Below are 26,471 nucleotides of genomic sequence, written 5' to 3'. Positions count from 1 at the left end.
TTCTTATTATTTATTTTTTTGATTTAATAACTGATTCACTTCTTCTGCTACATATTCAACGAGTCCAACCGTCTTTGAATATTCCATTCGTTTTGGTCCAATCACACCGATAATCCCCTTCGCATTATTAAGCGTATAAACCGAGAATACAAATGAGAAATCTTCAAGCCCTGCAATATTCAAATCTTCTCCGAAAATTACATTAACTTCTCTATCCTTAAATTCCTCCATCTGTAAAAACTGTGCAAACACGTTCCGTAAATCATTCGGATTATTAAACAATTTTACACGGTTTATAAGGTTCATTACATCAGAGGCATTGTTTTCAATGAGATTCGTTCCACCTTCAAAAAATAATTTTCCTTCATCAGAAATCATATTATCCTGAAAATCGCTTTGCATAAATAAATTTGTATTCGTGAAAAAATCCTTTAAGTCAGATAATGTAAAATACTCACTGTTCGCAATTTTTTCATTTAAAAAACTATTTATTGTTTCCACTTCATTTTCAGTTACAGGATTTTCTAGAAAGATATTTAAATTTTTTGTAAGGGAAGAATTCATTACAACTACGGCAAGTATAGTCGTTTCATCAATATGTACCAATTTTACCTTTTTTACACCTTCCTGCGTAAACGCCGGCTCTAATACAACCCCGGCATATTGACTAATTTTTGACAATAATCTGGATGTTTCCTCAAATATAGTATCAATTTGATTCATCCTCTTATTGTACGCCTGCATGACTTTCGCCTTTTCCTCCTGAGAAATATCTCTGATTTTCAAAAGCTCATCGACATACAGCTTATATCCTTCACTTGTCGGAATACGTCCAGAAGATGTATGTGTTTTTACAATTAGGCCCTTATCTTCCAAATCTGCCATTGTATTTCGAATAGTGGCCGAAGACACTCCAATATTGTATTTTTTCTCAAGTGTCCGTGATCCCACACTCTCACCAAATTCCAGATAGTGCTTGATAATAGCCTTTAAAATCAATTGCTCCCTATCATTCATCTCGGCACCTTCCTTTTTGTTGTTAGCACTCTCTAACTTAGGTTGCTAACTATAGATATATAATATTACATTTTTTTAAATTTGTCAACACTTTTTTTAAATTTTTTTTCATTTTTTCAAAAAATTTTTATGATATTGAGATAAATATAATAAATACTGAGTTTTTTAAGTTTATTTTTTCAATTTTCTATAATATACTCGAACCCTTTTAAAATTGAACTACTAGAAATTATATACTTTAGGGTTTGAGTAAAACAGTCATAACTTTTGAGTTCTGTTTTAAACTAGTTTTACTATATATTTATTTTATGCTAAACCTCATTTAAATAACGAATTCATTAAAAACTTTTTTAATAAAGGATATAAACCCAATATTTCAAATAATCAAAATATCTAAAAAATAATAAAAAACTGCACCCTCCATCTTGTTATACAAAATTTCAGGTACAGTTCATATTTTATTTGTCTGTTCTTCAATATATAAAATTTACTTTATTATTTATCAAAACACAATAATTATTAGTTCTATCAATATAAAGTTTAACTTTTACCAATCTTTCATCAACTCTAAAAGAAATTTTTAGAAATTTCTTTCGTATCATCAAAACTTGTAACGGCAAAAGCATTGTCATTAATTTTTTTATAATTTGATTCAATTTAATTTTTTACTCCCATATTCAAATTTGTTAAAGTATGTATTTTTATTTATTTTAACTAAATTTTCTTTTTTTGCAAATTCTTCAAAATTTTCATTATAAATATTGATTGGCAATATAATTGATTTTCCTAGATAATCACCAGATAATTCAAATGATTTTTTTTTACTCAATGTTTCATTAATGTATAGATGTCAAACATTTGTTACAAAAATATATTAAAAAAATATTTCTTTCCTAATGTATCTTTAACCTACTGATTTTCCTTGTACTCTTTTAATACTTCATTTGGACTCTTAAAGCCCAGTACTTTTCTTGATATGTTGTTGTATCTTGTATTGTATTTCCTTATTGCCCTTAACAGTTCTTCCTTGCTTTTAAATTTCTTGTCTGCATAGTACTTGCTGTCAAGCCTGTGGCTTCTTTCCACTTTTCCATTCTCCCATGGCGAATATGGACGGGTTGTCACGTACTCTATCCCCTTCTCCTCCAGTTTCAGCTCAAACAGTGTTTTCTTATCACTTTCAGAATTTGTGAACTCTTTCCCATTATCTGTCTGAACTTTCTTTATGTCAAATCCCAGCTCCCTTTCCAAGTTCTCTAGAAACTTTGCAGTCTGATAGGTGCTTTTTCATCTGCTATCCTTAACACTCTTTTTCTTGTATATTCATCTAATGCTGTTATTTGATAATACTTCTGGTCACGTGTTCCAAACTGTATGCATTCTTCTGGAACATATTTTATGTCTATCTGCACTCTTTCCCAGGTACTTCGCCTGTTCAACTTTCTTTTTCTTTTATGCTGCTTTTTAGGCTTTTCTTTGGCATTGCCCTTCATTTTCCTTATTATCTTGCACATTGAATCGTATGTACGGCTGTAGCCTTCCTTTCTTGCTTTAACATAGACTTCTGCCAGCCCTTCATAGCCAAATTTCCTGTACTTTTTCATAACCAGCTCTATTTCTTCTTGCGTGTGCTGGTTTGGGTGGCTTTTAGGTCTTCTGCTTTTTGGCAGAAGAGACTGGACTGTTCCGTCGTATCTGTCTCTCCAACGTTTTATCTGCTGACGTGATGTCTTATACTTCACTGCTGCCTTTGAATTATTATTATGTTTTATTGCATACTCAATTGCCCGTTGACGAACACGGTATATTTCTGATATACTACTCATATGAAAGGTTTCTCCTTAATGTGGTTTGGTAGATTTACATTATATCAGAAACCTTTCTTTTTTTGTATATTCTTGTCACATATGTATTATCTCACAACATTTTTTTTTACTCAATGTTTCATTAATAAGACTATTATCACTATTCTTTAACCATAATCCTTCAGGTATAGAAATTTGTACATTACTATTTCCAATCTCTATCTTTTTTTTATTTTCAGTAAGAAGCAAGGTATTCAATTTCTTATTATTACCATAATAATAAGGACTTTCAGGTTTAGGAGGAGGTAATAAACCATCCCCCTGCATTGAACCTATGATTGCAGCTGTTGTAAGACAGAAATTTAAACAGAAAATACTTACCAAAATCAATAATATAAACTTCAACTTTTTCATCTTAATTACCTACTCTTTCTCTTCGTATTTCAATCATTAAACTAATTATTGCTTAATTTTGTATTTTTGATATTTTCTTAAAAGATAATACTCGTTTTTTCCCTTTCAGAGATTAGATTTTTTTCTATTTTTTCATCCGCATCTTCCATAAAATCAATAAAACATTTCTGATTTTGGTACTTTTGATTCAGTATTTTCAATTTATTTTTTGTTTCAGAGCCAAGATGATTGTCTTCTTTCAAAATATTTCGCACATCTTGATTTAGTACAAGCAGCTCATTTATCGAAATTCTGCCGCTGTATCCGCTGGAGCATTCATCACAGCCTTCTCCCATACATTTCTGGCACTTTTTCCCAACTAGTCTTTGTCCAATTACTCCGATTAATGAATCTAGTATCAAGTATTTTGGAATGCCCATATCTACTAGCCTGATTAATGTGGAAACAGCATCGTTTGTGTGAATTGTCGAAATTACAAGATGTCCTGTTAATGCTGCTCTTACAGCAATTTCAGCCGTAACTTCATCTCTAATTTCTGAAATTACAATAATATCGGGGTCATTTCTTAATGTAGCTTTCAAGACTTCAGCAAATGTTACTCCGATACTCTGATTTACCTGTATTTGAATAATTCCGTCAATTTTGCTTTCTACAGGGTCTTCTACCGTTATGATTTTTTTTCTTCCGTCATTTAACATATTTATTAAGGATTTTAAGGTTGTGGATTTTCCAGAGCCTGTCGGTCCGCTTACAAGTATCATTCCATACTTTCTAGTTAAAATCTCATTTAGCATTGCTATGCTTTGGTTCGAAAATCCTAGTGTTTCAAGGTTTATGTCTTCCAGATAATTTTCAAGAATACGTAGAACTATGCTTTCTCCGCCAATTGTTGGCATATAGGCTGCTCTTATGTCATATCGCTTATTAATATTTTTTATATTCAATAAAAAAGAAAAGCTGCCATCTTGTGGCTTTCTTTTCTCTGCAACATTCATTCCCGCCAAAATTTTTATTCTGGCAATAATTTCTGTAATATTTTTTTCAAGTACCTTTTTGTTTACGGATTCATATAATTTTTCACTTTCCATAAGATACCCGTCAACTCGGTATTTTATTTCCGTGCCTTCCAGCAAGTCAAATTTTATGTGAATATCGCTGGCACGCTCCTTAAATCCAGCCTTTACAATTTCATTTAAATAAGAAACTGTATCTTTTGATAACAAATTATTTTTTTTATTATCAGAAATATCCTTTAATTTTACTTTCTCAGTTATTTTTTCATTCATTGTCCTCAATTTCCCTTCCCGCTTTTATAGTTTTTTATTTTTAGTTATTTCTTTTTTACACTTCCAGCATTAAATTCTTCTAGTACTAATTCTGTCTGCTTTTTCAATGTTTTAAATAATGCCTTTTTAATCAAGTTGTACCATTTCAAAGCTGCACGTTGTGCATCAATCCCCTTTAATGTTTCCTTTAGCTGTAATTTAAAAAAGTCAACTTCTTCATAAGAAAGTTTTACATTTTTAGTTTTTTCCTTTTTGTTTGCCTTTGTTATTTTTACTTCATTTTCTAGATATTTAAAGAAACCAAATACGTTTGGCAGCTGTTTTTCATACTGACTCATCATTTTTCTCATTTCTTCAATCATTCTTGTTAGATAACTTCTTGACATTTTAGAAAATGTAATATTGACTTTTCTTTTTCCTTTTCCAATTTTTTGTACAAGCTGCTGCATTTTCGCTTGTGATTTTGCATTTATTAAATCCATATTGCTAACAGTATTTGGATTTACCATTTTTGCCATAAAAGACTCCTTTCCATTTATTATTTTTATATTTATAATAATTTATTAAAATTATAATTATTCTACTCAAATATCTAACTTTTGTCAATTTAATCTTAAATATCATCATCTAAAATTATTGATTATTTCTTCAAATGCAATATTTCCTTCTCTTAGCAATGTCAATTTTCCATCTTCATATTTCACAATTGTAGAAGGTTTTCCTGTCAGTTTCACTTTTTCATTTGAAATAATTATATCTGCATTTTTTATTAATTCCTCGCTCAGTTTTTCTACTTTAGTGACAGCATTTTCGCCTGAAATATTTGCACTTGTGGTTAATAAAACGCCTCCAGATTTTTTTATTATTTCAAGGGCAGTTTCATTTTTTGGAATACGAATTCCAATTGTTTCCATATTTTTATCAAAATGTTTTGTAAAATTCTGATTTGCACGAAAGATGACAGTTAGTTCTCCCGGCCAATATTTTTTGAGTATATTTTCAATTTTTTTTATATTTTCATCAGTTTCGTTTATTAATTCTGCTAATTTATTTTTATCACTGATTAAAGCGATTATTTTTTTTGAAAAATCCCTTTTTTTTATTTTATAAATTTTTTCCATGTATTCTTTTTTGGGAAGAGTGCCTATTCCATAAACAGTGTCCGTTGGAAATATGGCAACTCCTCCCTTTTTTAAAATATTTACTGCATTTTGAATTTTAGTCATCGTTACCATCATCAACCGGCATTTCAAATAAGTCGCTTATTGGATTATTTGTAGCAATTCTTTTTATTATTTCCGCCAACATTTTACTTGTTGATAAAATTTTCAATTTGTCGAATTTTCTGTCTTCGGGCAATTGGATTGTGTCAGTTACCACAACTTCTGTAAAGGCTGAGTTTTTTAATCTTTCGATTGCAGGATCTGAGAATACGGCGTGTGTAGCACATGCGTAAACTTCCGATGCCCCTTTGTCAATCAGAGCCTGCGCCGCATTGCAAATTGTTCCCGCTGTGTCAATCATATCGTCAATTAAGATGGCTTTTTTCCCTTTTATATCTCCAATAATATTCATAACTTCTGAAACATTTGCCTTCGCACGTCTTTTGTCAATTATCGCAAGCGGTGTATGAAGCCAGTTTGCAAGCCCTCTTGCTCTTTTTACGCCTCCAACGTCAGGTGAAACAACAACAGTATCTTCCGGGTGGAATCCATATTTTATAAAGTGTTTAGCCAAAATTGGCAATGCTTCCATGTGATCCACTGGAATGTCAAAAAATCCTTGAATTTGTCTTGCATGTAAATCCATTGTAACTACTCTTGTAGCTCCTGCAACAGTAAGCAGGTTTGCAACAAGTTTTGATGTGATTGGCTCACGTGGACTTGCCTTTCTGTCCTGCCTTGCATACCCGTAATAAGGAATTATTGCAATAATTTCTCTGGCTGATGACCTTTTAATCGCATCAATAAAAACTAAAAGCTCCATAATACTTTCATTTACAGGCTTTGAAGTAGATTGGATGATAAACACCTTGCATCCCCGTACACTTTCATTTGACTTTGCAAAAGTTTCTCCATCGGCAAATCTTACAATTTCAGCAGATGATAAATCCATATCCAAATATTTTACAATTTTTTGCGCTAAAACTTCACTTGATGTTCCTGCAAATATTCTTATTCTGCTCTTGTCTTCCTTGGTTAATGTTATCATTTCATTTCCCTTTCTCTCTATATTTTGAATTTTTATTAAAATATTTTTATTTTCCATTAAGTTATAAGGTCTTAAATTTACATAATAAATGTTTTATAACATTTTCTGATTTTTTGACATTTTTCAAAATGTTTTACTTATTTTTTTCTTTATTTACCTGTTTTGCCCTTCCAAATGCAAGTGCTTCATTAGGAATATTCTTTGTAATAACAGAACCTGCGGCAGTTAGTACTTTATCACCAATTTCTACAGGTGCTACAATTATTGAATTGCTTCCAATAAATGCATTTTTTCCAATTTTTGTCTTATGTTTATTTTTCCCGTCATAATTGCAAGTGATTGTACCTGCACCGATATTCGTATTTTCCCCAACTTCAGCATCTCCAATATAAGTCAAATGCCCTGTTTTCACACCTTTTTCAAGCGTAGCATTTTTTATTTCCACAAAGTTTCCCACATGTACAGTTTCTTTCAAATGCGCCTTTGGACGTAAATGTGCAAAAGGTCCCACAGTTACCCCTTCCTCAAGAGTAGACTGCTCAACAACAGAAGCCTCTATTTTCACATTATCAGCAATCACAGAATTTTCAATTCTCGTATTTCCCAAGATTTCGCAGTTTTTCCCGATTTTCGTATTACCTTGAATTGTAACATTTGGATGAATTACAGTATCCTGTCCAATTTCAACATTATCTTCAATATAAGTTGTATCTGGGTCAATGAGAATTACTCCGTTATCCATAAGTTCAGTATTTTTTCTGTTTCTTGAAATTTTACTTGCCTGCGCTAACTGAGCTTTTGAGTTTACTCCTAAGATTTCCTCTTCATCTTCAATTTGAAAGCTGTCAACACTGTAACCTTCATTTGTCAATATTTTTATAGCATCGGTTAAATAATATTCACCTTTTGAATTGTTATTGTCAATTTTTTCTATCGCATAAAGCAGACTTTCATTTTTGAAAATATATACTCCTGTATTAATTTCATCTATTTTTTTCTGACTTTCGCTTGCTTCCTTTTCTTCAACAATGTTTGAAATCTTATCATTTTTCTTAACAATCCGACCATATCCAAATGGATTTTTAACTTTACATGAAAGTACAATACAATCAAGATTTTTTTCCTCAAACGTATCCTTTAATTTTTTCAATGTTTCTTCCTTCAAAAGCGGAGTATCTCCACAAGTGATTAATACATTTTCTCCATATTCCTTGATTTTATCCTTTGCAATTAAAATAGCATGTCCTGTTCCAAGCTGTTCTTCTTGTGTAACATAAACAACATTTCCCATTTCAGCTAAAACATCTTCCTTTTTATGTCCTAGAATAAAAATATTTTTATCATTCCCAATATTTTCTAGTACATTGACCACTCTTCTAATCATCGGAACACCGTTCACTTTGTGCAGAACTTTAGACTGTTCAGACTTCATTCTAGTCCCTTTTCCAGCCGCTAAAATTACCGAAATCATTATTTCCTCCTTAAAATTATTAACAATAAAATATTTGTTTTTATTTTACTCAAGCTATAAAAAATCTAGTGTTTAAAAAAACTCAAATTTTTGAGTTTAATCTTAAAATTTCTTTTCTGTTTAATTATATCAATTTTTTCTGATTTATTCAAATAATATAAATAATTTTTTAATAAAATATCTTTAAATCAAAGTTTTTTTTTCTCTTCATTCTCACTATCTTTATTATAATTCAAATGAATCCTCAATGCCTCTAGTGAAATCTGAATTTCTAACAATGAAAATATTAACGAAATTATGAGTGACACTAGACTTATCCCAAAACTTATATATCCAATAAAATTTATTTGGAAAAACAGGAATAACATTGAAACAGCACATAATAATAAGCTAGAAACTCCAAAGTACTGCATCTTTTTAATATAATTTAACCGTTTCTTCAGATTCTTAACCTGATAAAATTCATGCTCGATTTCTCCGCTCGAATCCATCTGTCTGACAATGGCTGTAAGTGCCAAAAATCTGTTAGTATATGCCAGCAAAAGAAGAGATACCGTAGGAAAAAGAACAGCTGGGGTAGTTATTTCCAAAGTCATATTTTTCATCATCCTTTCAATTTTTTATAATATATATTTATTTAACAATTTAAATACTACACTTTATTTTTATTATAATTGAAATTACTAAAAAATGCAAAATAAAAATGCAAGGACTAAAATTTTGCCCTTGCTTAAAAGATTTTATTTTTATTAAAATTAAAATGAATCTGGTGATGACAACACTTTTAAATCTTTATCTATTTCAAATACTAAAGGTTTTCCTGTTGTTAAATTCAGTTTTAAAATATCGTCATCTGAAATATTTAGCAAATATTTTATTAAAGCACGCAAACTATTTCCGTGAGCTGCTACAATAACATTTTTCCCTTCCTGCAAACTTTTTGAAATATGTGAGTGCCAGTAAGGCAGAACTCTTTCGATAGTATCTTTAAGGCTTTCTCCAAGTGGCGCTTCAGAATCAGATAAATCTGCATATCTTCTATCTGATTTTGGATAGTATTCGCTTGATTTGTCTATTGCAGGCGGGGCAACATCAAAGCTTCTTCTCCAAATAAGGACTTGCTCGTCTCCATATTTTTTAGCAGTTTCAGCTTTGTTTAATCCTTGTAATGCTCCATAATGACGTTCATTCAATCTCCAAGATTTGTAAACTGGAATGTATAGTTCATCCAGTTCTTCCAAAACGTAATTAAGAGTTTTAATGGCTCTTTTCAAATAAGATGTGTACGCAATGTCAAAAACTAACCCCATTTCCTTTAATGCTTTACCTCCAGCTTTTGCCTCTTCCACTCCTTTTGAAGTCAAATCTACATCTTTCCATCCAGTAAATTTATTTTCCAAGTTCCATTCACTTTCTCCATGACGAATTAATACTAATTTCATTGTTTTCCTCCTTTTGATAAAGTTGTTTTATATTTGAACTAATAAAAAGTGGCTTTATTTTATTATTTTGTTTCAGTTTCCACAACTGCTTCTACAGAGGCTGTGTTTGTAGATAGTTCTTTTTCAGCAATTAAATCTTCAAGATGTTCCTTTGTTGTCATCAATTCTTCAAGGTTCATATTATCATAAGTTGCTTCTGAAGATGTTTTTATATTTATTCCTTGTTTTCTTAAAAAACTGTCAACTTTATTTTGATTTTTTTTGTACAGGTAATAACCTACTGCTACAGTTCCTACTCCGATTGCTGCTCCTACTAAATGTTCCTTTTTAATGTTTCCAAATTTTATCATTTTTATACCTCCAAATTTTTATTTGTTATTATTTTATCATTTATTAATTTTTATTGCAAAGCAATGTATTTGTCATCTGGCTCATTGCCTGCCCTGTTATTGAAAAATATGTGATCTATCAAATCACTCAGATTTTCAATAGAATTATCATTTCTTACATCTACAACATAATGAGATTTTCCATTATCAGCTTTTAAACGATAAATTCTTACTTCCTTGTTGGAAAAGTTATTTAATACAAGATGCCGTCCAAAAGTTGTAAACCACATAAGCGCTATCGCTGTAACCGATCTGTTTGCCAGATACGATTTGAGCAAATATAATGCAGGCAATATTTCAATGTCAAAAAAACCTTTACGCTGTGTTTCCCTGTAAGCATGCTCGATAATTGCTGCGGTTGTCAGCCCTGCTGTAAAGTTATTTATGCCCATTTGTAATTTTTCAACTTTACTTTTGCCAAGCCCATACAGGAAAGAAAGTAATATTGCGGCTCCAGAATAAACAGACAGTAAATCTATTGATTTTTCTTCAAAATCTTCAACAAGTTTTACTGAAGTCATGCCATGTTCAACTGATAAGGCAGTCGCAGTTCGGTAAATTACTTCATCTATTGAAATTTCTTCAGGCTCAAATGTAACGAGCAAAGTATTTATAGTCTGATTATACCGTAAAGCTGTATTTTTAGTTTCAACTTTTACTGTTTCAAAAAATTTTTTTGTATTGGCAATATCGTGTGAAATTTTGAATCTGACACGATTCGGTAATTTATGCAGTATTATTAAGGTTAGTTTTTTCATATCTTAATTCAAACTCCTTCAAAAACACAAAAATTTTTATTTATTAACATCGTATTTTAATAGTCGCAATGAATTTCCAACTACTAAAATTGTGATAGAGTTATGCAAAATTGAACTGTATATTGCAGGCAGAAGTCCTGTTGCACCTAATACAAGGGCAAAACTATTTATTCCAATTGCCATTGCAAAATTCTGCTTTATTATTTTTACAGTGTTTTTTGCTAAACCAATTACACCTGGTATTAGTAATGGGTCGTCTGAAGTTATTGTAACATCAGCAGCTTCCATCGCAATGTCGGTACGTGAACTTCCTAGAGCTATTCCTACATTTGCGTAGGAAAGGGCAGGAGCGTCGTTTATTCCGTCACCTATCATAATAACTTTTGAACCAATTGAACGGAATTTTAAAATATCTTTAGCCTTGTCCTCAGGCATCAGTTCAGACTCGTATCTATCCATTGACATTCTTGAAGCGATAGTTTCAGCCTGCTGTCTCAAATCTCCCGTTAACAGTACAATATCATCTATTCCTTGATTTCTTAGCCGATTCATTGCCTTTTTTATATTTTCCCTAGGCGGATCTGAAACACCGATAACACCTATTAAATCATTATTTTTAGCCACGTAAATTACAATTTCTCCACGATTTTGCATTCCCTTCACTATATCACTTGCCACTTCTAGTGAAATATCGTTCTCTTCCATGTATTTCAGGCTTCCTACACGAATAATATCCTTATTTATAAAAGTTTCTATCCCTCTTGCAACTTTAATAACGGATTCCTTATGTTTTGGAATTTTTAATCCTCTATTTTTAATTTCATTCAAAATTGCACTTGCTAAAGGATGTGATGAAGTTTCTTCAGCCGCGGCAGCTAGTGCAAGCATTCGGTTGTCTTTCATATTTTTTCCAAAAGTCTTCAGCGTTTGAATTTTAGGTTTTCCTTCGGTAATTGTACCTGTTTTGTCAAATATTACTGTGTCAGATCTTGAAAGTTCTTCCAGATAGTTGCTTCCTTTAATCAAAATTCCATTTTTAGCCGCTGTATTAATTGAAGCTGAAAATGCTGTTGCTGTTGACAGCCTTATTCCGCATGAATAGTCAATTACAAGCATACTAAGGGCTTTTTGCAAGTTTTTCGTTGAAACATAGACAATTCCGGCGAGCAGAAAGTTAAGCGGGATTAACTGTGCAGAAAATGTATCGGCGTAAGATTGAATATCAGCCTTGTTAAAAGCGGCATCTTCCACTAATTTTATAATTCTGGAAGCTGTCCTGTCATCTCCAACCTTCTCAGCTTTTACAGTAATATTTCCACTTTTTAAAAGTGTTCCTGCAAAAACTTCTTCTCCAGCCTTTTTCGTAACAGGCATATATTCCCCAGTAATTGCCGACTGATCAATTATCGCCTCACCTTTTTCAATCGTTCCATCCACACTTATTTTTTCCCCAGTTTGAACAAGTATAAAATCTCCCTTGCTAATTTCTTCAATTGGAACTTTTTTGGCCGTATTTCCATCATCAGACTGCTTCCAGACATAGTTTTCTCCAACACTTAACATGTCTTTAATTACGCCACGTGTCTTTTTCATTGTATAAACAGTCAGAAGCTCTGCAAATTTTTCTAAAATCATAATTGTCAAAGCTGTTCGTTCACTTCCTAAAATAATGCTGCTGACAATAGCTGTAGAACTTAGCGTATCTGCGTTGGGACGCTTATTTTGAATAAGAGAATAAATTCCATTTTTTAAAACAGGCAGGGCTAAAGAAACTGTTGATAAAGTTTTGTAGTTAAATAGGCGCCTGATTCCTGTTAATTTTGTCTTTGGATTTGGCAGTAGCAGTAAAAGTACAGCAGCACCAATATTTTTAATAATTTCCTGTGGAGATTCTTCCTGCAGACGTCTTTCAATCACATATTTATTTGATATTTGTTTTTTTTCGTTTTTGTATATATCTACTAGATATGTATTTAATGTATTTTGAAGTAAAGATATTAAGTTTTCACCAGTTAATGAGAAATTGTCAAAATAAACAAGAATAGTTCCTGTAATACTTGAAATCTCAACACTTTGGATATAATGAACCTGCATTAGCTGCTTTGTTATCTCTTCCTTATGAATTCCAAGATATTTTAAAGCTCTTGATTTTATTCTGATTCTTCCACGAATTTCGTGTAAAATCTTGCAGTCCAGCAAATAATCTTTATTTAACATAAAAATCCCTTTCTTTTTTCATTTTGGCAATAATTAAAGTTCTTTAATTATGTTATAAAAAGTATCCAAATTATCTTCTATTTCCTTTAAGGATTTATTTTCATATAATTCAGAATGATTAATCATAGTTTTCCATACTTTGTTCAGCCAGTCCAGTATTTGTTTTTCTGAAATTAATTTTACATCATAGTAAAGCAGAATTTTATTTGTCACATACGAATACTCAATACTTTTTATGCCTTTTTTTGATAAAATAAGTTCTGTAACTCGATAATCATATTTTTTTAATTCTTCTGGAATCTTTGACAAATTTGGGACCGAAAGCCTTAATCTGCCAGGAATACTGTGTACAACCTTTATCTGATTAAACATCAGATATGTAGCCTTAAATAAATTTTCTAACATTATTTTCTTTTCCCTTCTGATAAAAAAATAAAAGCCCACCATAATAAAGTAGTACCTGTAGGCAATTTTGGAATTTCTCTTAATTTTTTAATGCCATAAAAAGCAAAAATTCCTGCAACTAATGTCTTTAAGTCCAGATAACCTCTACTTTTATTGTAAATAGCCATATCAACAGATTCAAATGCCTGTTTTAACAATTTTTTTACTTTTCCAGGCTTATTTTTTAAGGCTTCTTCTTCCAGATGGAGCAGTTTTAGTACGATTAAATATAAAAACGAACTTTCAATAATTTTTTCATCAAAATAAATTAAGATGCTTCCAATAATGGAATTAACGCTTACTGAGTGTATTCCTGATAATTGACGTATATTATTTAAAAATTCCTGTTCTAATTCTTCATTTTCCTTTAATACATCTGTTTGAAGTCTCAAACGTCCATTCTGGTAATGTTTTACTTGAATAACGCCATAAAAATTTTGTAACATAACAAACTCCTTAAATATTTTCATAAACTATTATATACCTTTTTATTTTAAATTTCAAGAATTTAATTAAATAAAATAAAACAGACTTTAAAACAATTTTATCAAAAAATAAGTGCATTTCTAACACCCTTATCCTAAAAAATTATTAAATTTAAAATTCATATTCTCCATTCCAAGTAATAAACAATTTAACAAGCTCTTCTGCTACTTTTTTGTTTCTTATATTAATGTCTTCAAAAGTCCAGTCAGTCTTGTCTGCTGGGATTAGTTCACGTACATATTTAATTTTAGATTTTTCATAACTTGCTTTTTTCTTTTCAAAAAAGTTTTCTGAAGCTTTAATCGACAATTTCTTTTCAAAAGGAATCTTGTTTCCAATATAATTTATATATTCTTTAACCTGTTTATTTTCAACACTTTCTGAGAAACGGTTACTCCATTTTTGTGGCAATATATATTCAATTTCCCATTTTTCAGGAAGTAATTCATCTTGATTGTTGTAAACAACCATTTTTAAAATCATACGCACAAGATTTTTGTTTGGTGTCTTGACTTTTTCCTGCAATATTGAAATGGGAATATTCTTGAATGCAATTTTTGGAGAAATATTATCAACAATATCAACATTAAGTTTAAGAATATCAGCTTTTACAGCGGCAACACTCGGTGTTACAAGATAATTTGCTGTCAATTCCAAAAATAGCTTTCTTAAAAATTTTAAGAAATAAGTTTCAAAATTTTCTTTTTCGCCATGTGACAAATAATAGACAACAACAGGATATTTCCAAGATTCATTTGGATAAGCTGATAAAGTATCCAAAATCTTTATAATCTGTATATTTTCTGTCCAAGGCTTGTCATCTATTGATTCATGCCTATTCATCACAACCCATAAATCAAGAATCTGATCCAGATGCTTCAAAAGATTTGATTTATAAAGCCTTGTAAATCCACCCTTTGAATAAAAACGTCTAAGTCCAAGTGTAGTCGTTGCCACATCTTTTTCTACTGCCCTTAGATAAAACATATAATAATAAAATAGCTGTTTTACATTTTCTTTAGCATAAATTGCCCGTTCACTTAGTTTTTTCCACTGTTTTATAAACATTTTCTTGTATTCTTTTTTGATTCGGTTATACATTTTTGCCTTAAAAATATCAGCTTCAGAAAGTGGTAATCCTCTGTCATTCAAAGTAGAAAATACACTTAATGCATCATCTTGCGAATCTGTATTTATTGGAAAGACTACCGCTCTATTTAAAGTATAGTAAATAAATTCAAGCATTAATGTAGGGCTTAATTCACAAAGTTTGTCAAATAACTTTTGAAATAAAATATAATTTTTTGAATAATTGTCCGTAGCCTCAGGATCAGCAACTCCAGTTTCCAAAATATTTTGTAAAATTTTATTTCCTTCATTATCTATAACTCGTGAATTTATAAGTACGCTTTTATAATCAACTTCTCCAGTTAATTTCTCCTGCTTCCAGAGTGCAGGCTGAATCTGTCTTATAAAATTTTCCTGTTCAACAGTTTTTTCCTCATAGGAAACTAATTTTGTATAAATTGCACGCAAAAGAAGAAACAATGAAGTAATTCTCTGCTGCCCGTCAATTATTTCCTGTTCCCCATTCTCATTTTCATACGAAACTATGCTCCCTAAAAAATATGTTCCTTCTACTTCACTATTTCTCTTTGACTCATTTTCAGTAAATTCTAATAAATCATAAAACAACGTCTTAGTCTCATTTTCAGTCCAGGAATATGGTCTCTGATATTCAGGTATTAAAAACATCTGATCTTTTCCACTTTCCAGCAACTGTTTGATGCTTTGCTTATTAACTTGTATTGTTGCAACCATAACGCCTCCTACCGTTCTTTTTATAAATTATACACCATTTCAATGGTATTTTTCAACCGAAAAAATTTTAGGGAAAAAATTGCTACTATAATTTGTTCTTTATAATTATTTTTGATGCTAAAAAATATAAACATATATTTTGGTTATCAAAATAAAAATATCCAATTGTAAAAAATATAAAAACATTATATAATTAAATAACAGTGGTTATATATTCGGATTTTTTATATTAAACTAATAAAAATAACTAACAGAGGAGATTTTATGTTTGAAAAATTTCGACTGAAAAATTTATCAAAAGTTATACAGTCTGCTATTTCAAATCTTTCAGAACAATTTACAAAAAGAATTATTTTGATACTTTTTCTAAAATAAATTTTTTAAATATTGAAAATGTCGCTTTATTATATAAAAGAAATAAAAACATTATTATAAGCAAAAGTGACAATTTTTTGAAATCTTTAGATAAATATATTTCTAATTCGGGCATTGATTTATCTTTTTTTGAAAATGTCGATTTAAAAAAACTTGTTCAAAATTTTGAACGGCTTTGTTCCAATGGATATAAAAATTTTATTGAAAATGACATTAGAAATGAAATAATCGAAAGAATAAAAAAAATATTAGAAATTTTACCAAAATTATATTTATTTTTTTATATTATTCTAAATTATACTTCAATAAACGAAAATATAAAAATTAGCAGAGCTCCACCATATAATTTTTACAAATAATCACAAATAATTATTTATAAAAATTATAAAATTGGAGGAAATAAAAGTGAACGAAAAGACAGAAAATAAAAAAATTGAATTAAAAGGAATAAAAATAGGAAAATATTTTATTGAAAAACCAATAGTTCAGGGTGGAATGGGTGTTGGAATCAGCTGGGATCAGCTTGCTGGAAATGTTGCAAAAAATGGATGTCTTGGAACAATAAGCGCCATCTGTACTGGATATTACCAAAATATGAGATTTGTTAAAAAAGCAGTAAATGGACGTCCTCTTGGAACAGAAAATGCCTACAACCGTGAAGCGCTTTTTGAAATTTTTAAAAATGCAAGAAAGATTTGTGGTGATAGACCGCTTGCGTGTAATATTCTTCATGCAATAAATGATTATGAAAGAGTTGTACAGGATGCTCTTGATGCAGGAGCAAACATTATTGTTACTGGGGCTGGGCTTCCATTGGAGCTTCCAAGGCTTGTAAAAGATTTCCCAGATGTAGAAATCGTTCCAATAGTCTCATCTGCCAGAGCATTAAAAATAATCTGCAAAAAATGGAAAGCAGCTGGTAAAATGCCAGGAGCAGTAATCGTGGAAGGTCCAAAAAGTGGTGGACACCAAGGGGCAAAATATGAAGAATTATTCGCACCTGAACATCAGCTGGAAGCAATCTTGCCACCTATAAAGGAAGAACGTGACAAATGGGGAGATTTCCCAATTATTGCAGCAGGTGGAATATGGGATAATAACGATATAAAAAACATTATGGCACTTGGAGCAGATGCTGTTCAAATGGGAACAAGATTTATCGGTACTTATGAATGTGATGCAAGCGATGTACTAAAACAGGTACTTCTTAACGCAAAAGAAGAAGACATTGTAATTGTCAGCTCTCCAGTAGGTTATCCAGGACGTGCAATAAAAACAAACTTAATAGAAACATTGGAGCCTAATACAAAAAAAATTAAATGTATCAGTAACTGTGTATTCCCTTGTGAACGTGGAAAAGGTGCAAATAGAGTTGGATACTGTATTGCCGACAGCTTAGGTGATGCTTATTTAGGTAGGCTTCAAAGCGGATTATTCTTTTCAGGAGCAAACGGATGGAGATTAAAGGAAATTGTACATGTGAAAGATCTGATAGACGAGCTTATGACAGAAGCTAATTAGTTATAATGATAGCTGGAAACGAGGGGCATAAACCCCTTGTTTTCTAATTAATAGCCTATTTTTATACAAATATTTATAACTTTTTAAGTTTAATTTTAGTTTTTTAGCAAAAATTAGATTTTTTTATAAAATATGGTTTTTACTAAAGAATTAAAATAAAAAATTGGAGAGAAAAAATGGTTAAAAGAATAAATTTAAAACAAATAGCAAATATTCTCTTAAATAAGAATATCGAAGAAAATGAGAAAAAAACTAAAAATAAAAATTGGAAATTAATGAAACCAATGACAAAAAATACTAAACTGAAAGAACTAATTGATTCAGGTCTTTTTTATATTCCTCTTTCCCAGCATATAGGAAGTCCATCTATACCAATAATAGAAATTGGAGATTCTGTAAAAAAATATGAAAAAATTGGAGAGATTTCAGGTAATATTTCAGCTAATATTCACTCCCCAGTTTCTGGAGATATTGTTGATATTGTTGAACATTTTGTAGCAAGTGGAAATAAGGTAAAAACAATTATTATAGCAAATGATTTTCAGAATAAGGAAGAAACTCTTACAAAAAGGGAACTCCGTGATTTAAAATTAATAAAAAAAGATGAAATTTTTAAAATAATAAAAGAAGCAGGAATTGTAGGTCTTGGAGGAGCACAATTTCCTACTCATATAAAATATGACATTACATTTAGGAAAGTGGAAACACTTATAATAAACGGTGCTGAATGTGAACCATACTTAACTTCTGATTATTCAACAATGAAAAACTACACGAAAGAAATTGTTCGTGGATTAAAAGTTATACAAAAATTACTAAACCCAAAAGAAATTGTGCTTGGAATAGAAGAAGAAAATAGTGATTTAATCGAAATATTTGATAAAATTCAAAAAGAAGAGGAATTTGAAATAAAAATAAAATTACTTCCTACAATTTATCCGCAAGGAAGTGAGCTGCAACTAATAAATACTATTACAGGAAAAAAACTGAAAAAAGGGGAACTTCCTCTTGAAAAAGGTGTCATTGTAAGTAATGTCAGCATAGTTAAAGCGATTTATGACGCATTTTTTGAAGGGAAACCACTTATTGAAAGAATTGTTACAATTTCTGGAGAAGAAGCTAAAAACATTGGAAATTATAAAATAAAATTTGGAACTCCTCTTTATCATATCGTAAAGGAACTAGGAATACCTAATGAAGATAAAGTAATTTTTGGCGGACCAATGATGGGAACAGAAGTTTTTGATTCTAGAGTGCCAGTAATAAAGGGAACTTCTGGAATACTATTTTTGAGTAATGAAGAAATAGAACGTAAAAACTGTATTTCATGCGGATATTGTGTCGAAGCCTGTCCAATGAACCTTATGCCTTTTGAGTTTGCTGATTATTATGAAAAAGGAAAGTATGAAAAAATGGTAAAAGCTAATATCCAGAACTGTATTGAATGTGGAGCCTGTGAATTTGTCTGTCCATCACGAGTTCCTTTAATGGAAAGTATAAAAACTGGAAAATTAATTTTGTCAGAAATGGAGGAAAAGAAATAATGAAAGATGAAAAGTCATTACTGGAAGAAATATTAGATAGAAAAAAAAGTATTAAAAATGGGCTTTTGGATAATGATGAAAATATTTTCAGTTCTAAAAATCAAAAATTTTCAGAAACAAAAAAAATTAATCCATCACAAAACAATATTTCTAAAAATTCAACATTAAGAAATAAAAATAATGAAAAAATAATAAAATTAGAAAAAACTAGAGATGAAAATATTAGAAGTGAAATAAACATAAGAAAAAACAAAACAGAAAATAAAGACACAAGTTCTCTAAATTCAATTGTAAAAAAGATGAAAAAAAGTACAGCCAACAAAAAAAACAGGCTATAAATGAAAAAATATTTAATAAAAATAATATAGATGATAATAATAAAAATAAAAACAAAAAAAATAGAAGACAAAAATAATAACGAATTTTTTCAAAAAAGGAAATTAAAAAAACTATCTTTTACTCCATACATTAGAACTGAAACTGATGTAAGAAATATTATGAAAGATGTTATTATATCATTATTCCCAGCTATTATTGCATCAGGATTGGTTTATGGAATAAATGCACTCTTGCTAATTGCAACTTCTATTTTATCAGCAGTTGTAACGGAAAAGTTATTTTCAAAAATATTTTTAGACGATACCAATTCTATCCATGATTTATCTGCAATTATAACTGGTATTTTATTGGCTATGACCTTAGCACCATTAACTCCTTTACCTATAGTTGTTTTTGGAGCAGCAATGGCTGTAATCTTTGGAAAATTAATGTATGGGGGAATTGGAAAAAACATTCTTAATCCCGCAGTAGTAGGTCGTGAATTTATGACTGTCTTTTTTTCTGTTTCAATGTCTTCAGGAGCAATTTGGTTTAGCCAAAAGGCTTTACTATTACCAAAAATTAATTTTTTTGCAAACTTTTATAAAGCTCCATTTACAAGTTATCTAGATGAACTATTACTAAGTTCTTCAGGTTCTTTAGGATTATACTCTGCTTTTGCCTTGATTCTAGGTGGATTGTACTTATTGCTGAAAAATCGGATTTCATGGCATATTCCTGTAAGCCTGTTTGCTACATTCTTCCTGATAACAATGTTATTAAAAGAAGATACCTCTGTTTCAATCGGCGGATTATTATTAACAGGAATTTTTATGGCAACTGATATGCCGACAAGTCCATCTTTTGCAGGCGGAAAAATATATTACGGGATAATGCTTGGGCTCATAATAGTCTTATTATCATTACTTGGAATAAAAAATGAAACATTATCATATGTTCTAATAATATTGAATCCTTTTACAAAATTTATAAATAAAGTTTTTCGTCCAGTTGTATTTGGTTACAATGTAAAAGAAGAAATATTAAAGCAATCTGGAAAAATGATTTTACTTACTATCGGGATTTTCACTTTTGCAGTTATCTTTGTGAAGTTCCATAAATTTGGAATCATTCCCTATTTAGTATATCTTTATATTTTGATACTTACAATAAAACTCATTACAACTAAAAAAAGAATAAACTATTAAAGGGGCTAAAAAGCCCCTTTTTACATACTTATTTTTTTATCAATGTTACACTAACTTCAGAATCTTCCAAAGCACTTCCATTAATAAAGTTTACTCCATCAAAATGTAAAATATCTCCTGGTACTAAAACATGTTTTTCAGTTTCATTCAGGTACATTTCCATTTTTCCTTTTAGAACGGTAAAAATAATTTCCTCATCTTCATGATTGTGTTTAGCAATTTTTTCATCTTTTTTCAAAATTTTCTTTACCAATTTAAAATTTCCTTTGTTAAATAGCAATCCTGCTTCATTTTTTACATTTCCAAACATCTTTTTTCTCCTTAATATTTATTTTTATTTTGTTTTTTTAGCTTTATATAAATCTTCCAGTAATTCATCATTATTTTTATATTTTTTTATAAGTTCTATCAGATTTTTCATTCCTTCAACTTCTGACATTTCATTCAGCTCTCTTCTTAATTTCCAAATTTTTTCCAAATTTTCTCTTGGAATAAGAAGCTCTTCACGTCTTGTTCCACTTTTTAGTACATCAATCGCAGGAAATATTCTTAACTGTTCCAGCGTTCTGCTCAAAATGATTTCCATATTTCCTGTTCCTTTAAATTCCTCAAAAATTACTTCGTCCATTCTACTTCCAGTCTCAACAAGAGCTGTCGCAATAATTGTAAGGCTTCCACCATTTTTTATATTTCTTGCGGCACCTAAAAATCTTTTTGGATAATAAAGTGCATTGGGATCGATTCCTCCCGAAATTAATTTTCCGCTTGATGGAATAGTGATATTATATGAACGTGCAAGCCTTGTTAAACTATCCATAAGAATCAAAATATCTTTCCCACGTTCCACTTGCCTTTTTGCCATCTGAAGAACATTTTCTGTAACTTCCGTATGTACTCTTGGGTCTTCATCAAAAGTCGCTGAATATACTTCCGCATCTTTTACGTTTTCTTTAATATCCGTAACTTCTTCAGGACGTTCATCAATTAATAGTATCCACACATCAATTTCAGGATTGTATTTTATAATGTCATTTGCAAGAGTAGAAAGAAGTACTGTTTTACCAGCTTTTGGAGGTGCAACTATAAGTCCTCTTTGTCCTTTTCCAATTGGCGAAATTAAGTCAATAATTCTTGAAGAAATTTCCCCGCCTCCTAAATTTAGCTTTTCATCTGGATAAGATGGTACTAAATCATCAAAATACGGACGTTCTAGCGATTTTTCAGGCAAATCTCCATTTACAAGCAATACTTTCAAAATCCCATAATTCTTCTCAGTTCCAATCGGAATTCTCAATTCTCCAAATACAATATCCTCATTTCTTAAGAAAAATCTTTTTATCTGTGAAATTGACACATAAACATCAGGCCCAATCGAAGTATTTCTCAAAAACCCATAATTTCCCTCACCTATTACATCCAATTTACCAAATCCATAAGTTTTTCCTCTTTCTTTCCCCTTTTCAATCAAAATTGCATTTATAAGTTCAAGTTTTGACATTCCAGAAAAACTTCCAATTTTATATTCCTTTGCCATTTTCTTTAATTTAGTTACATTTTGAGAAAGAATTTCTCGTATCATTTCTTCTTCGGAATCTGAATTTTCAGAAACATCTTTCTTATCTAATTCTAGTTGTTCATCCAAATTTTTTTCCGATTCTATTTCATTATCTTTTTTTGCCATTTATTCCTCCACCAGCTCTCCATACAATGTCCATGTTTTCGCATTGTAAATTTTCGTATTTACAAATTGCCCTTTCAGGTCTTTTCTATCACTTTTAAATAAAACTATTTTATGTGTAGAACTTCTTCCAACTAGCATTTCAGGATTTTTTTTACTTGGTCCTTCAACTAGCACTTTTACAATTTTTCCTAAATATTTCTGACTTTCTTCTTTTGCTTTCATATTCTGCAGTCTCATAAGCTGTTGCAATCTCTCATTTTTTACTTGCTCATCAACTTGATTTTCCATTGTAGCCGCAGGAGTTCCTGTTCTCTTTGAATACATAAACATAAATGCATTCTCAAATCCAACTTCATTTACTACATCCATTGTATCTTGAAAGTCTTCATCTGTTTCCCCAGGAAACCCAACGATAATATCAGTAGTAAGCCCAATATCAGGTATTTTTTCTTTAATTTTCTTAGCAAGAGCTATAAACTCTTCCTTCGTGTATCCTCTATTCATTGAATCTAAGATTTTTGTAGATCCTGACTGTAATGGTAAGTGTAGCATTCTAGCTATTTTAGGATTTCTTGCAATTGTATCAATTACTTCATCACTAAAATCCTTTGGATGTGGAGATACATATTTTATCCAGAAATCTCCTTCTACATTTGCACTTTGCTCCAGCAGCTTTGCAAAATTATCTTCTCCATTCGCAAAATCACTTCCATATGAATTTACATTCTGTCCTAAAAATAATATTTCCCTGTATCCTTTTTTTGTATATTGCTCAACATCCCTAACAACTTCATTAAGAGGTACAGATCTCTCCATTCCACGCACATAAGGGACTATACAGAATGTACAGTAATTATTACACCCATAAGTAATCGAGATAGAAGCCACAATATCATCTCCAAAGTCTGCATCTACTCTTGTTGGAAGTTCATCCTCATCATCTACCATAACAATATGTGTTTCTTCTCCTGCTTCGATTCTCTCTAAAATATCAGGAATTCTTCCTATATTCTGATTTCCAAGAACCAAATCGACATAAGGCGTTTTTTTTATAAATTCATCTCTTACCTCTTGAGCAAGGCATCCTGTGACACCAATAATCATTTTTCCATCTTTTTCTTCCTTAATTCTTTTCAAATCCCCTAGTTTTCCATATACTTTAACAGCTGCACCTTCTCTTACCGTACAAGTATTTAAAAATACCAAATCTGTATTTTCAATATCTTCAGTCATGCTATACCCCATTGTTTGCAGCATCTGCTTCATTTTCGCACTTTCATTTACGTTCATTTGACAACCGTATGTTATTATAGTTGCTCTCTTTTCCACTTTTTTCCCTCCAAATTTTGTTCTTTTTTAAAAATTTTTGATTTTTACTGAATAGTTTTGAATTGACTAAATTGATAATTTTTTCAACACTTAAATAGTTCTAGCTATCCAAGTATAAACCATTATTTTTCAAGTTTATTTTCTCCTATTGTAATGGTATCATTTTTATTTTGGAATTTCAAGAATTTTTTATTCTTTTTTTTAATTATACTCGAACTCATTTAAAATTGAACTGATAGAAATTATACAATTTAGGGTTTGAGTAAAATAGTCATAATTTTTGAGTTCTGTTTTAAACTAGTTTTATTTCTTGTTTAATACTAAATCTATTAGAAAATAAAAACTATTTTAAGGATAAGAAGCCTTAATCCTCAGCTAAATAATGTGTAATTCAAAATTTATTAAACATTCGCTATTTTAATGGAAAATAATATGAAAAAATAATTATCAATTAAAATTTTTAAAATAAAAAACACTCTAGGAGTGTAGAGTGCAATTTATTATGAAAAAATTTAATTTTATTATTGGTGCCCGAGGCCGGAGTCGAACCGGCACGATATAAAATCGACGGATTTTGAGTCCGTTGCGTCTACCAATTTCACCACTCGGGCATAAATTTTAAATTACCTAATTAGTATAATATATTTTTTAAGTTTTGTCAACTTCTTTTAAAATTTTTTTTGTATAGATGTTGTATAGATGTCAAACATTTGTTACAAAAATATATTAAAAAATATTTCTTTCTTAGTGCAGTTTTTTATCTTCTAATTTTCCCACTTAAATAGGATAAAATATATTTTTTAGAATAAACTAACAATTTTTCATTATTTAACTACAATTGCTTAGCAACTTAAAAAAGTTTTAAAATTAAACAAATAAATTGCAGGATCTACAATAATTGCCAATCCTGCAAAATAATTTTATCCTAACTTAAATATCTCGTCTTCAAAATGTCGAATCATTTCTCCATTAAAGAATTTCGCCATTTTCTGTTCCATCATATCTACAAACAAGTATTCGCTCTCAAAATGTCCAATGTCAACTAAAATACGCCCTTCTTCTAAAGCATCTAAAGCCTCGTGGTACTTCAAGTCTCCTGTGAGAAACACATCAATTTTATCAGCCACTTCATACATAAATGAACTTCCACCACCTGTAACAAGTCCAATTTTTCGTACATATACATCTTTATTGCCAACATACCTTACATAGCTTATTCCAAGAGAATCCTTTATTCTTTCAAGCAAGTCTTCCAGTCTCATTTCCTCATTTAATATCTTTATTCTTGCAAGTCCGCTATGTACATGTTCCACCTTATTTTTTATTGGATTATAGTCTTCAAATTCGTGTTCATTAAAAATTATTTTTTCCCCATCTAGATTTAGTTTATCCATTATAAAGTCATTTAACCCATTAATTGCAAAATCAGAATTAGTATGAATTGAATAAACCGCTATTTTATTTTCTATTAATTTTAATAACTTTCTTCCATGTACAGTTTCATTTGTAATTTTCTTTAGACCTGAAAAAATAACTGGATGGTGTGAAATTATCAAATCTACATTGTTATCTACAGCTTGTTTTACAACTTTTTCTGTTACATCCAGACAAAATAACACTTTATTGACTTCCTTTGTGTTATCTCCCACAAGAAGTCCGACATTATCCCAGTTTTCAGCAATTTTAGGATTAAAGATTGTGTGAAGCTCTCCTATTATTTCCCATAATTTCATAATTTCCTTTTCCTTTCATTATTTTTCTTAATTTATTGTATAATTTGCCTCTTCATTATTTTCTACAAAATCATTTCTCATTAAGTCAATTGATAACTTATTAAGTGCCTTCTCCTTTAAAATATTTACATTGTGACTTGCAATATTTAAAGATTTTGCAATTTCCTTTTCTGTATACACTTTATCATCCAGTCCATAAGTCATAACTAAAATCTGCTCATCTAGATAATTTAGTTTTTTAGGAATATTTTCAAGAATATACATCTGTGTAATTTTATCAGCCTTTTCCAATATCTGTGAATTTCCAATCAGCTCCTCAGGCTCTACCTGGTCAAACAGTTTTTCAAGCTGTTCAATATATTCTTTTGAAACATTCATCTGTTTACTTATTTCATCCATTGAAAATCCCATACTCCTGTCAACTTTTACTTTTAAATATAAAATATACGATAATTCAGATGATTTAATATCTTTTAACAGTTCCTTCTGAAATTCCAAAATATATTTTACAGCAAAATTTTTCACAAAAAATTCGGGCTCTTTTGTTATTTTCATAATTTCATCATAATAATTCAAACCTGACATAATTCCAAGTGTAGCTTCCTGAACTGTATCCAAAAACGAAAATCCATATTTTGAATAAAGCAAGCTTTCTTTTACTGCAATTTTTAAATATTTATCAATTAATTCTTCCTTTTCTTTCTCATTTTCACTTTTTTTATCAAGTTCTTCGTATTTTCTCTTTATATCTTCTAAATATGACTTTATCATATCCTTTTCTTCAATAAAAATATTCTCGTCTTCTAATACGATAAAATCACTCCCATCAGTTGAAGTCCTAACCTCTGGAATATTTTCCAAATGGATAAATTTCAAAAATTCAAAAAATTCATCATCATTCATTGTATGATTTTCTATAATTTTTTCAAAACTGAAACTTCCTTTTTTTCTTATATCTTCAAAAACATTTTTTAACATCTTTTTTCCCCTTATTTTATTTA

The 26,471-nt window shown here is 30.1% G+C and carries 24 protein-coding genes, 1 tRNA gene and 1 pseudogene; 4 read left to right on the top strand and 22 right to left on the bottom strand.

The annotated features are described in order from the left end of the window. Positions 1 to 6: 6 nt before the first annotated feature. From hrcA to FVE75_RS01620, 16 genes and pseudogenes are all read right to left on the bottom strand, one after another. Entirely contained in the window at positions 7 to 1,017 is a 1,011-nt protein-coding gene (hrcA, locus tag FVE75_RS01700; protein WP_147004905.1) for a heat-inducible transcriptional repressor HrcA, read from the bottom strand. 909 nt (positions 1,018 to 1,926) lie between these two features. After that, a pseudogene (locus tag FVE75_RS11900) lies at positions 1,927 to 2,843 on the bottom strand (DDE-type integrase/transposase/recombinase). Between the two features lie 75 nt (positions 2,844 to 2,918). After that, positions 2,919 to 3,236 carry a hypothetical protein gene (locus tag FVE75_RS01685; protein ID WP_197735196.1) on the bottom strand — a complete coding sequence of 106 codons (318 nt, stop codon included), beginning with the start codon at positions 3,234 to 3,236 and terminating at the stop codon, positions 2,919 to 2,921. Positions 3,237 to 3,313: 77 nt separating this feature from the next. Then, positions 3,314 to 4,522, bottom strand: a complete 1,209-nt coding sequence (locus FVE75_RS01680) for a GspE/PulE family protein (RefSeq protein ID WP_147004904.1) — start codon at positions 4,520 to 4,522, stop codon at positions 3,314 to 3,316. Positions 4,523 to 4,566: 44 nt separating this feature from the next. Next, on the bottom strand, positions 4,567 to 5,040 hold the full coding sequence (locus FVE75_RS01675) for a viral A-type inclusion protein (RefSeq protein ID WP_147004903.1): 474 nt from the start codon (positions 5,038 to 5,040) through the stop codon (positions 4,567 to 4,569). A gap of 105 nt (positions 5,041 to 5,145) precedes the next feature. After that, complete coding sequence (locus FVE75_RS01670; RefSeq protein ID WP_026745204.1) at positions 5,146 to 5,748, bottom strand: L-threonylcarbamoyladenylate synthase; 603 nt, start codon at positions 5,746 to 5,748, stop codon at positions 5,146 to 5,148. Beyond that, entirely contained in the window at positions 5,741 to 6,733 is a 993-nt protein-coding gene (locus FVE75_RS01665; RefSeq protein WP_026745205.1) for a ribose-phosphate diphosphokinase, read from the bottom strand. Before FVE75_RS01665 ends, FVE75_RS01670 begins: the two co-directional genes overlap by 8 nt. A 133-nt stretch (positions 6,734 to 6,866) precedes the next feature. Next, entirely contained in the window at positions 6,867 to 8,204 is a 1,338-nt protein-coding gene (gene glmU / locus FVE75_RS01660; protein ID WP_147004902.1) for a bifunctional UDP-N-acetylglucosamine diphosphorylase/glucosamine-1-phosphate N-acetyltransferase GlmU, read from the bottom strand. A 188-nt stretch (positions 8,205 to 8,392) separates the two neighbouring features. Continuing rightward, positions 8,393 to 8,800: a DUF2721 domain-containing protein gene (locus FVE75_RS01655; RefSeq protein WP_147004901.1), complete on the bottom strand. Its 408-nt coding sequence runs from the start codon at positions 8,798 to 8,800 to the stop codon at positions 8,393 to 8,395. Positions 8,801 to 8,959: 159 nt separating this feature from the next. Beyond that, positions 8,960 to 9,646: a 2,3-diphosphoglycerate-dependent phosphoglycerate mutase gene (gene gpmA, locus FVE75_RS01650; RefSeq protein ID WP_021745298.1), complete on the bottom strand. Its 687-nt coding sequence runs from the start codon at positions 9,644 to 9,646 to the stop codon at positions 8,960 to 8,962. Between the two features lie 62 nt (positions 9,647 to 9,708). After that, the gene (locus tag FVE75_RS01645) at positions 9,709 to 9,996 is read right to left on the bottom strand and encodes a hypothetical protein (protein WP_147004900.1); all 288 of its coding nucleotides are present in this window, start codon (positions 9,994 to 9,996) and stop codon (positions 9,709 to 9,711) included. Between the two features lie 50 nt (positions 9,997 to 10,046). Beyond that, on the bottom strand, positions 10,047 to 10,793 hold the full coding sequence (locus tag FVE75_RS01640; RefSeq protein WP_147004899.1) for a hypothetical protein: 747 nt from the start codon (positions 10,791 to 10,793) through the stop codon (positions 10,047 to 10,049). A gap of 36 nt (positions 10,794 to 10,829) precedes the next feature. After that, positions 10,830 to 13,010 carry a heavy metal translocating P-type ATPase gene (locus tag FVE75_RS01635; protein WP_147004898.1) on the bottom strand — a complete coding sequence of 727 codons (2,181 nt, stop codon included), beginning with the start codon at positions 13,008 to 13,010 and terminating at the stop codon, positions 10,830 to 10,832. 33 nt (positions 13,011 to 13,043) lie between these two features. Beyond that, positions 13,044 to 13,415 carry an HMA2 domain-containing protein gene (locus FVE75_RS01630; protein WP_147004897.1) on the bottom strand — a complete coding sequence of 124 codons (372 nt, stop codon included), beginning with the start codon at positions 13,413 to 13,415 and terminating at the stop codon, positions 13,044 to 13,046. Next, positions 13,415 to 13,900 (bottom strand): HMA2 domain-containing protein, encoded by a 486-nt coding sequence (locus tag FVE75_RS01625; RefSeq protein ID WP_147004896.1) that lies wholly within the window; start codon positions 13,898 to 13,900, stop codon positions 13,415 to 13,417. Before FVE75_RS01625 ends, FVE75_RS01630 begins: the two co-directional genes overlap by 1 nt. 151 nt (positions 13,901 to 14,051) lie before the next feature. Further along, a complete protein-coding gene (locus tag FVE75_RS01620; protein ID WP_147004895.1) occupies positions 14,052 to 15,761 on the bottom strand; it encodes a DUF262 domain-containing protein in 1,710 nt (569 codons plus the stop codon). Positions 15,762 to 16,541: 780 nt separating this feature from the next. Here FVE75_RS01620 and FVE75_RS01610 point away from each other — a divergent pair. The 4 genes from FVE75_RS01610 to FVE75_RS01595 all read left to right on the top strand — a co-directional run bounded on the left by FVE75_RS01610 (position 16,542) and on the right by FVE75_RS01595 (position 20,727). Then, positions 16,542 to 17,657: a nitronate monooxygenase gene (locus tag FVE75_RS01610; RefSeq protein WP_147004894.1), complete on the top strand. Its 1,116-nt coding sequence runs from the start codon at positions 16,542 to 16,544 to the stop codon at positions 17,655 to 17,657. A gap of 176 nt (positions 17,658 to 17,833) precedes the next feature. Further along, positions 17,834 to 19,201, top strand: a complete 1,368-nt coding sequence (rsxC, locus tag FVE75_RS01605) for an electron transport complex subunit RsxC (protein ID WP_147004893.1) — start codon at positions 17,834 to 17,836, stop codon at positions 19,199 to 19,201. Continuing rightward, complete coding sequence (locus FVE75_RS01600; protein WP_147004892.1) at positions 19,201 to 19,539, top strand: YfhO family protein; 339 nt, start codon at positions 19,201 to 19,203, stop codon at positions 19,537 to 19,539. The genes rsxC and FVE75_RS01600 overlap by 1 nt, the downstream gene beginning before the upstream one ends. Before the next feature lie 30 nt (positions 19,540 to 19,569). Then, positions 19,570 to 20,727 carry an RnfABCDGE type electron transport complex subunit D gene (locus FVE75_RS01595; RefSeq protein WP_147004891.1) on the top strand — a complete coding sequence of 386 codons (1,158 nt, stop codon included), beginning with the start codon at positions 19,570 to 19,572 and terminating at the stop codon, positions 20,725 to 20,727. Positions 20,728 to 20,755: 28 nt separating this feature from the next. On the opposite strand, the gene FVE75_RS01590 is transcribed toward FVE75_RS01595, so the two are convergent. The 6 genes from FVE75_RS01590 to FVE75_RS01565 all read right to left on the bottom strand — a co-directional run bounded on the left by FVE75_RS01590 (position 20,756) and on the right by FVE75_RS01565 (position 26,448). Then, on the bottom strand, positions 20,756 to 21,037 hold the full coding sequence (locus FVE75_RS01590; RefSeq protein ID WP_147004890.1) for a cupin domain-containing protein: 282 nt from the start codon (positions 21,035 to 21,037) through the stop codon (positions 20,756 to 20,758). A 24-nt stretch (positions 21,038 to 21,061) separates the two neighbouring features. Then, positions 21,062 to 22,408, bottom strand: coding sequence for a transcription termination factor Rho (rho, locus tag FVE75_RS01585; RefSeq protein WP_232052583.1), 1,347 nt, complete (start codon positions 22,406 to 22,408; stop codon positions 21,062 to 21,064). Beyond that, positions 22,409 to 23,737 carry a tRNA (N6-isopentenyl adenosine(37)-C2)-methylthiotransferase MiaB gene (gene miaB / locus FVE75_RS01580; RefSeq protein ID WP_147004889.1) on the bottom strand — a complete coding sequence of 443 codons (1,329 nt, stop codon included), beginning with the start codon at positions 23,735 to 23,737 and terminating at the stop codon, positions 22,409 to 22,411. It abuts the gene before it with no gap. A gap of 525 nt (positions 23,738 to 24,262) precedes the next feature. Further along, a tRNA-Leu gene (locus tag FVE75_RS01575) sits at positions 24,263 to 24,348 on the bottom strand. 309 nt (positions 24,349 to 24,657) lie between these two features. Beyond that, entirely contained in the window at positions 24,658 to 25,470 is an 813-nt protein-coding gene (locus tag FVE75_RS01570) for a Nif3-like dinuclear metal center hexameric protein (RefSeq protein ID WP_147004888.1), read from the bottom strand. A gap of 27 nt (positions 25,471 to 25,497) precedes the next feature. Further along, positions 25,498 to 26,448, bottom strand: a complete 951-nt coding sequence (locus FVE75_RS01565; RefSeq protein WP_147004887.1) for an RNA polymerase subunit sigma — start codon at positions 26,446 to 26,448, stop codon at positions 25,498 to 25,500. Positions 26,449 to 26,471: the final 23 nt, after the last annotated feature.

The organism is Leptotrichia hongkongensis, assembly GCF_007990635.1.
Taxonomy (GTDB): domain Bacteria; phylum Fusobacteriota; class Fusobacteriia; order Fusobacteriales; family Leptotrichiaceae; genus Leptotrichia; species Leptotrichia hongkongensis.
This window is presented reverse-complemented; position numbering and strand designations above follow the sequence as displayed.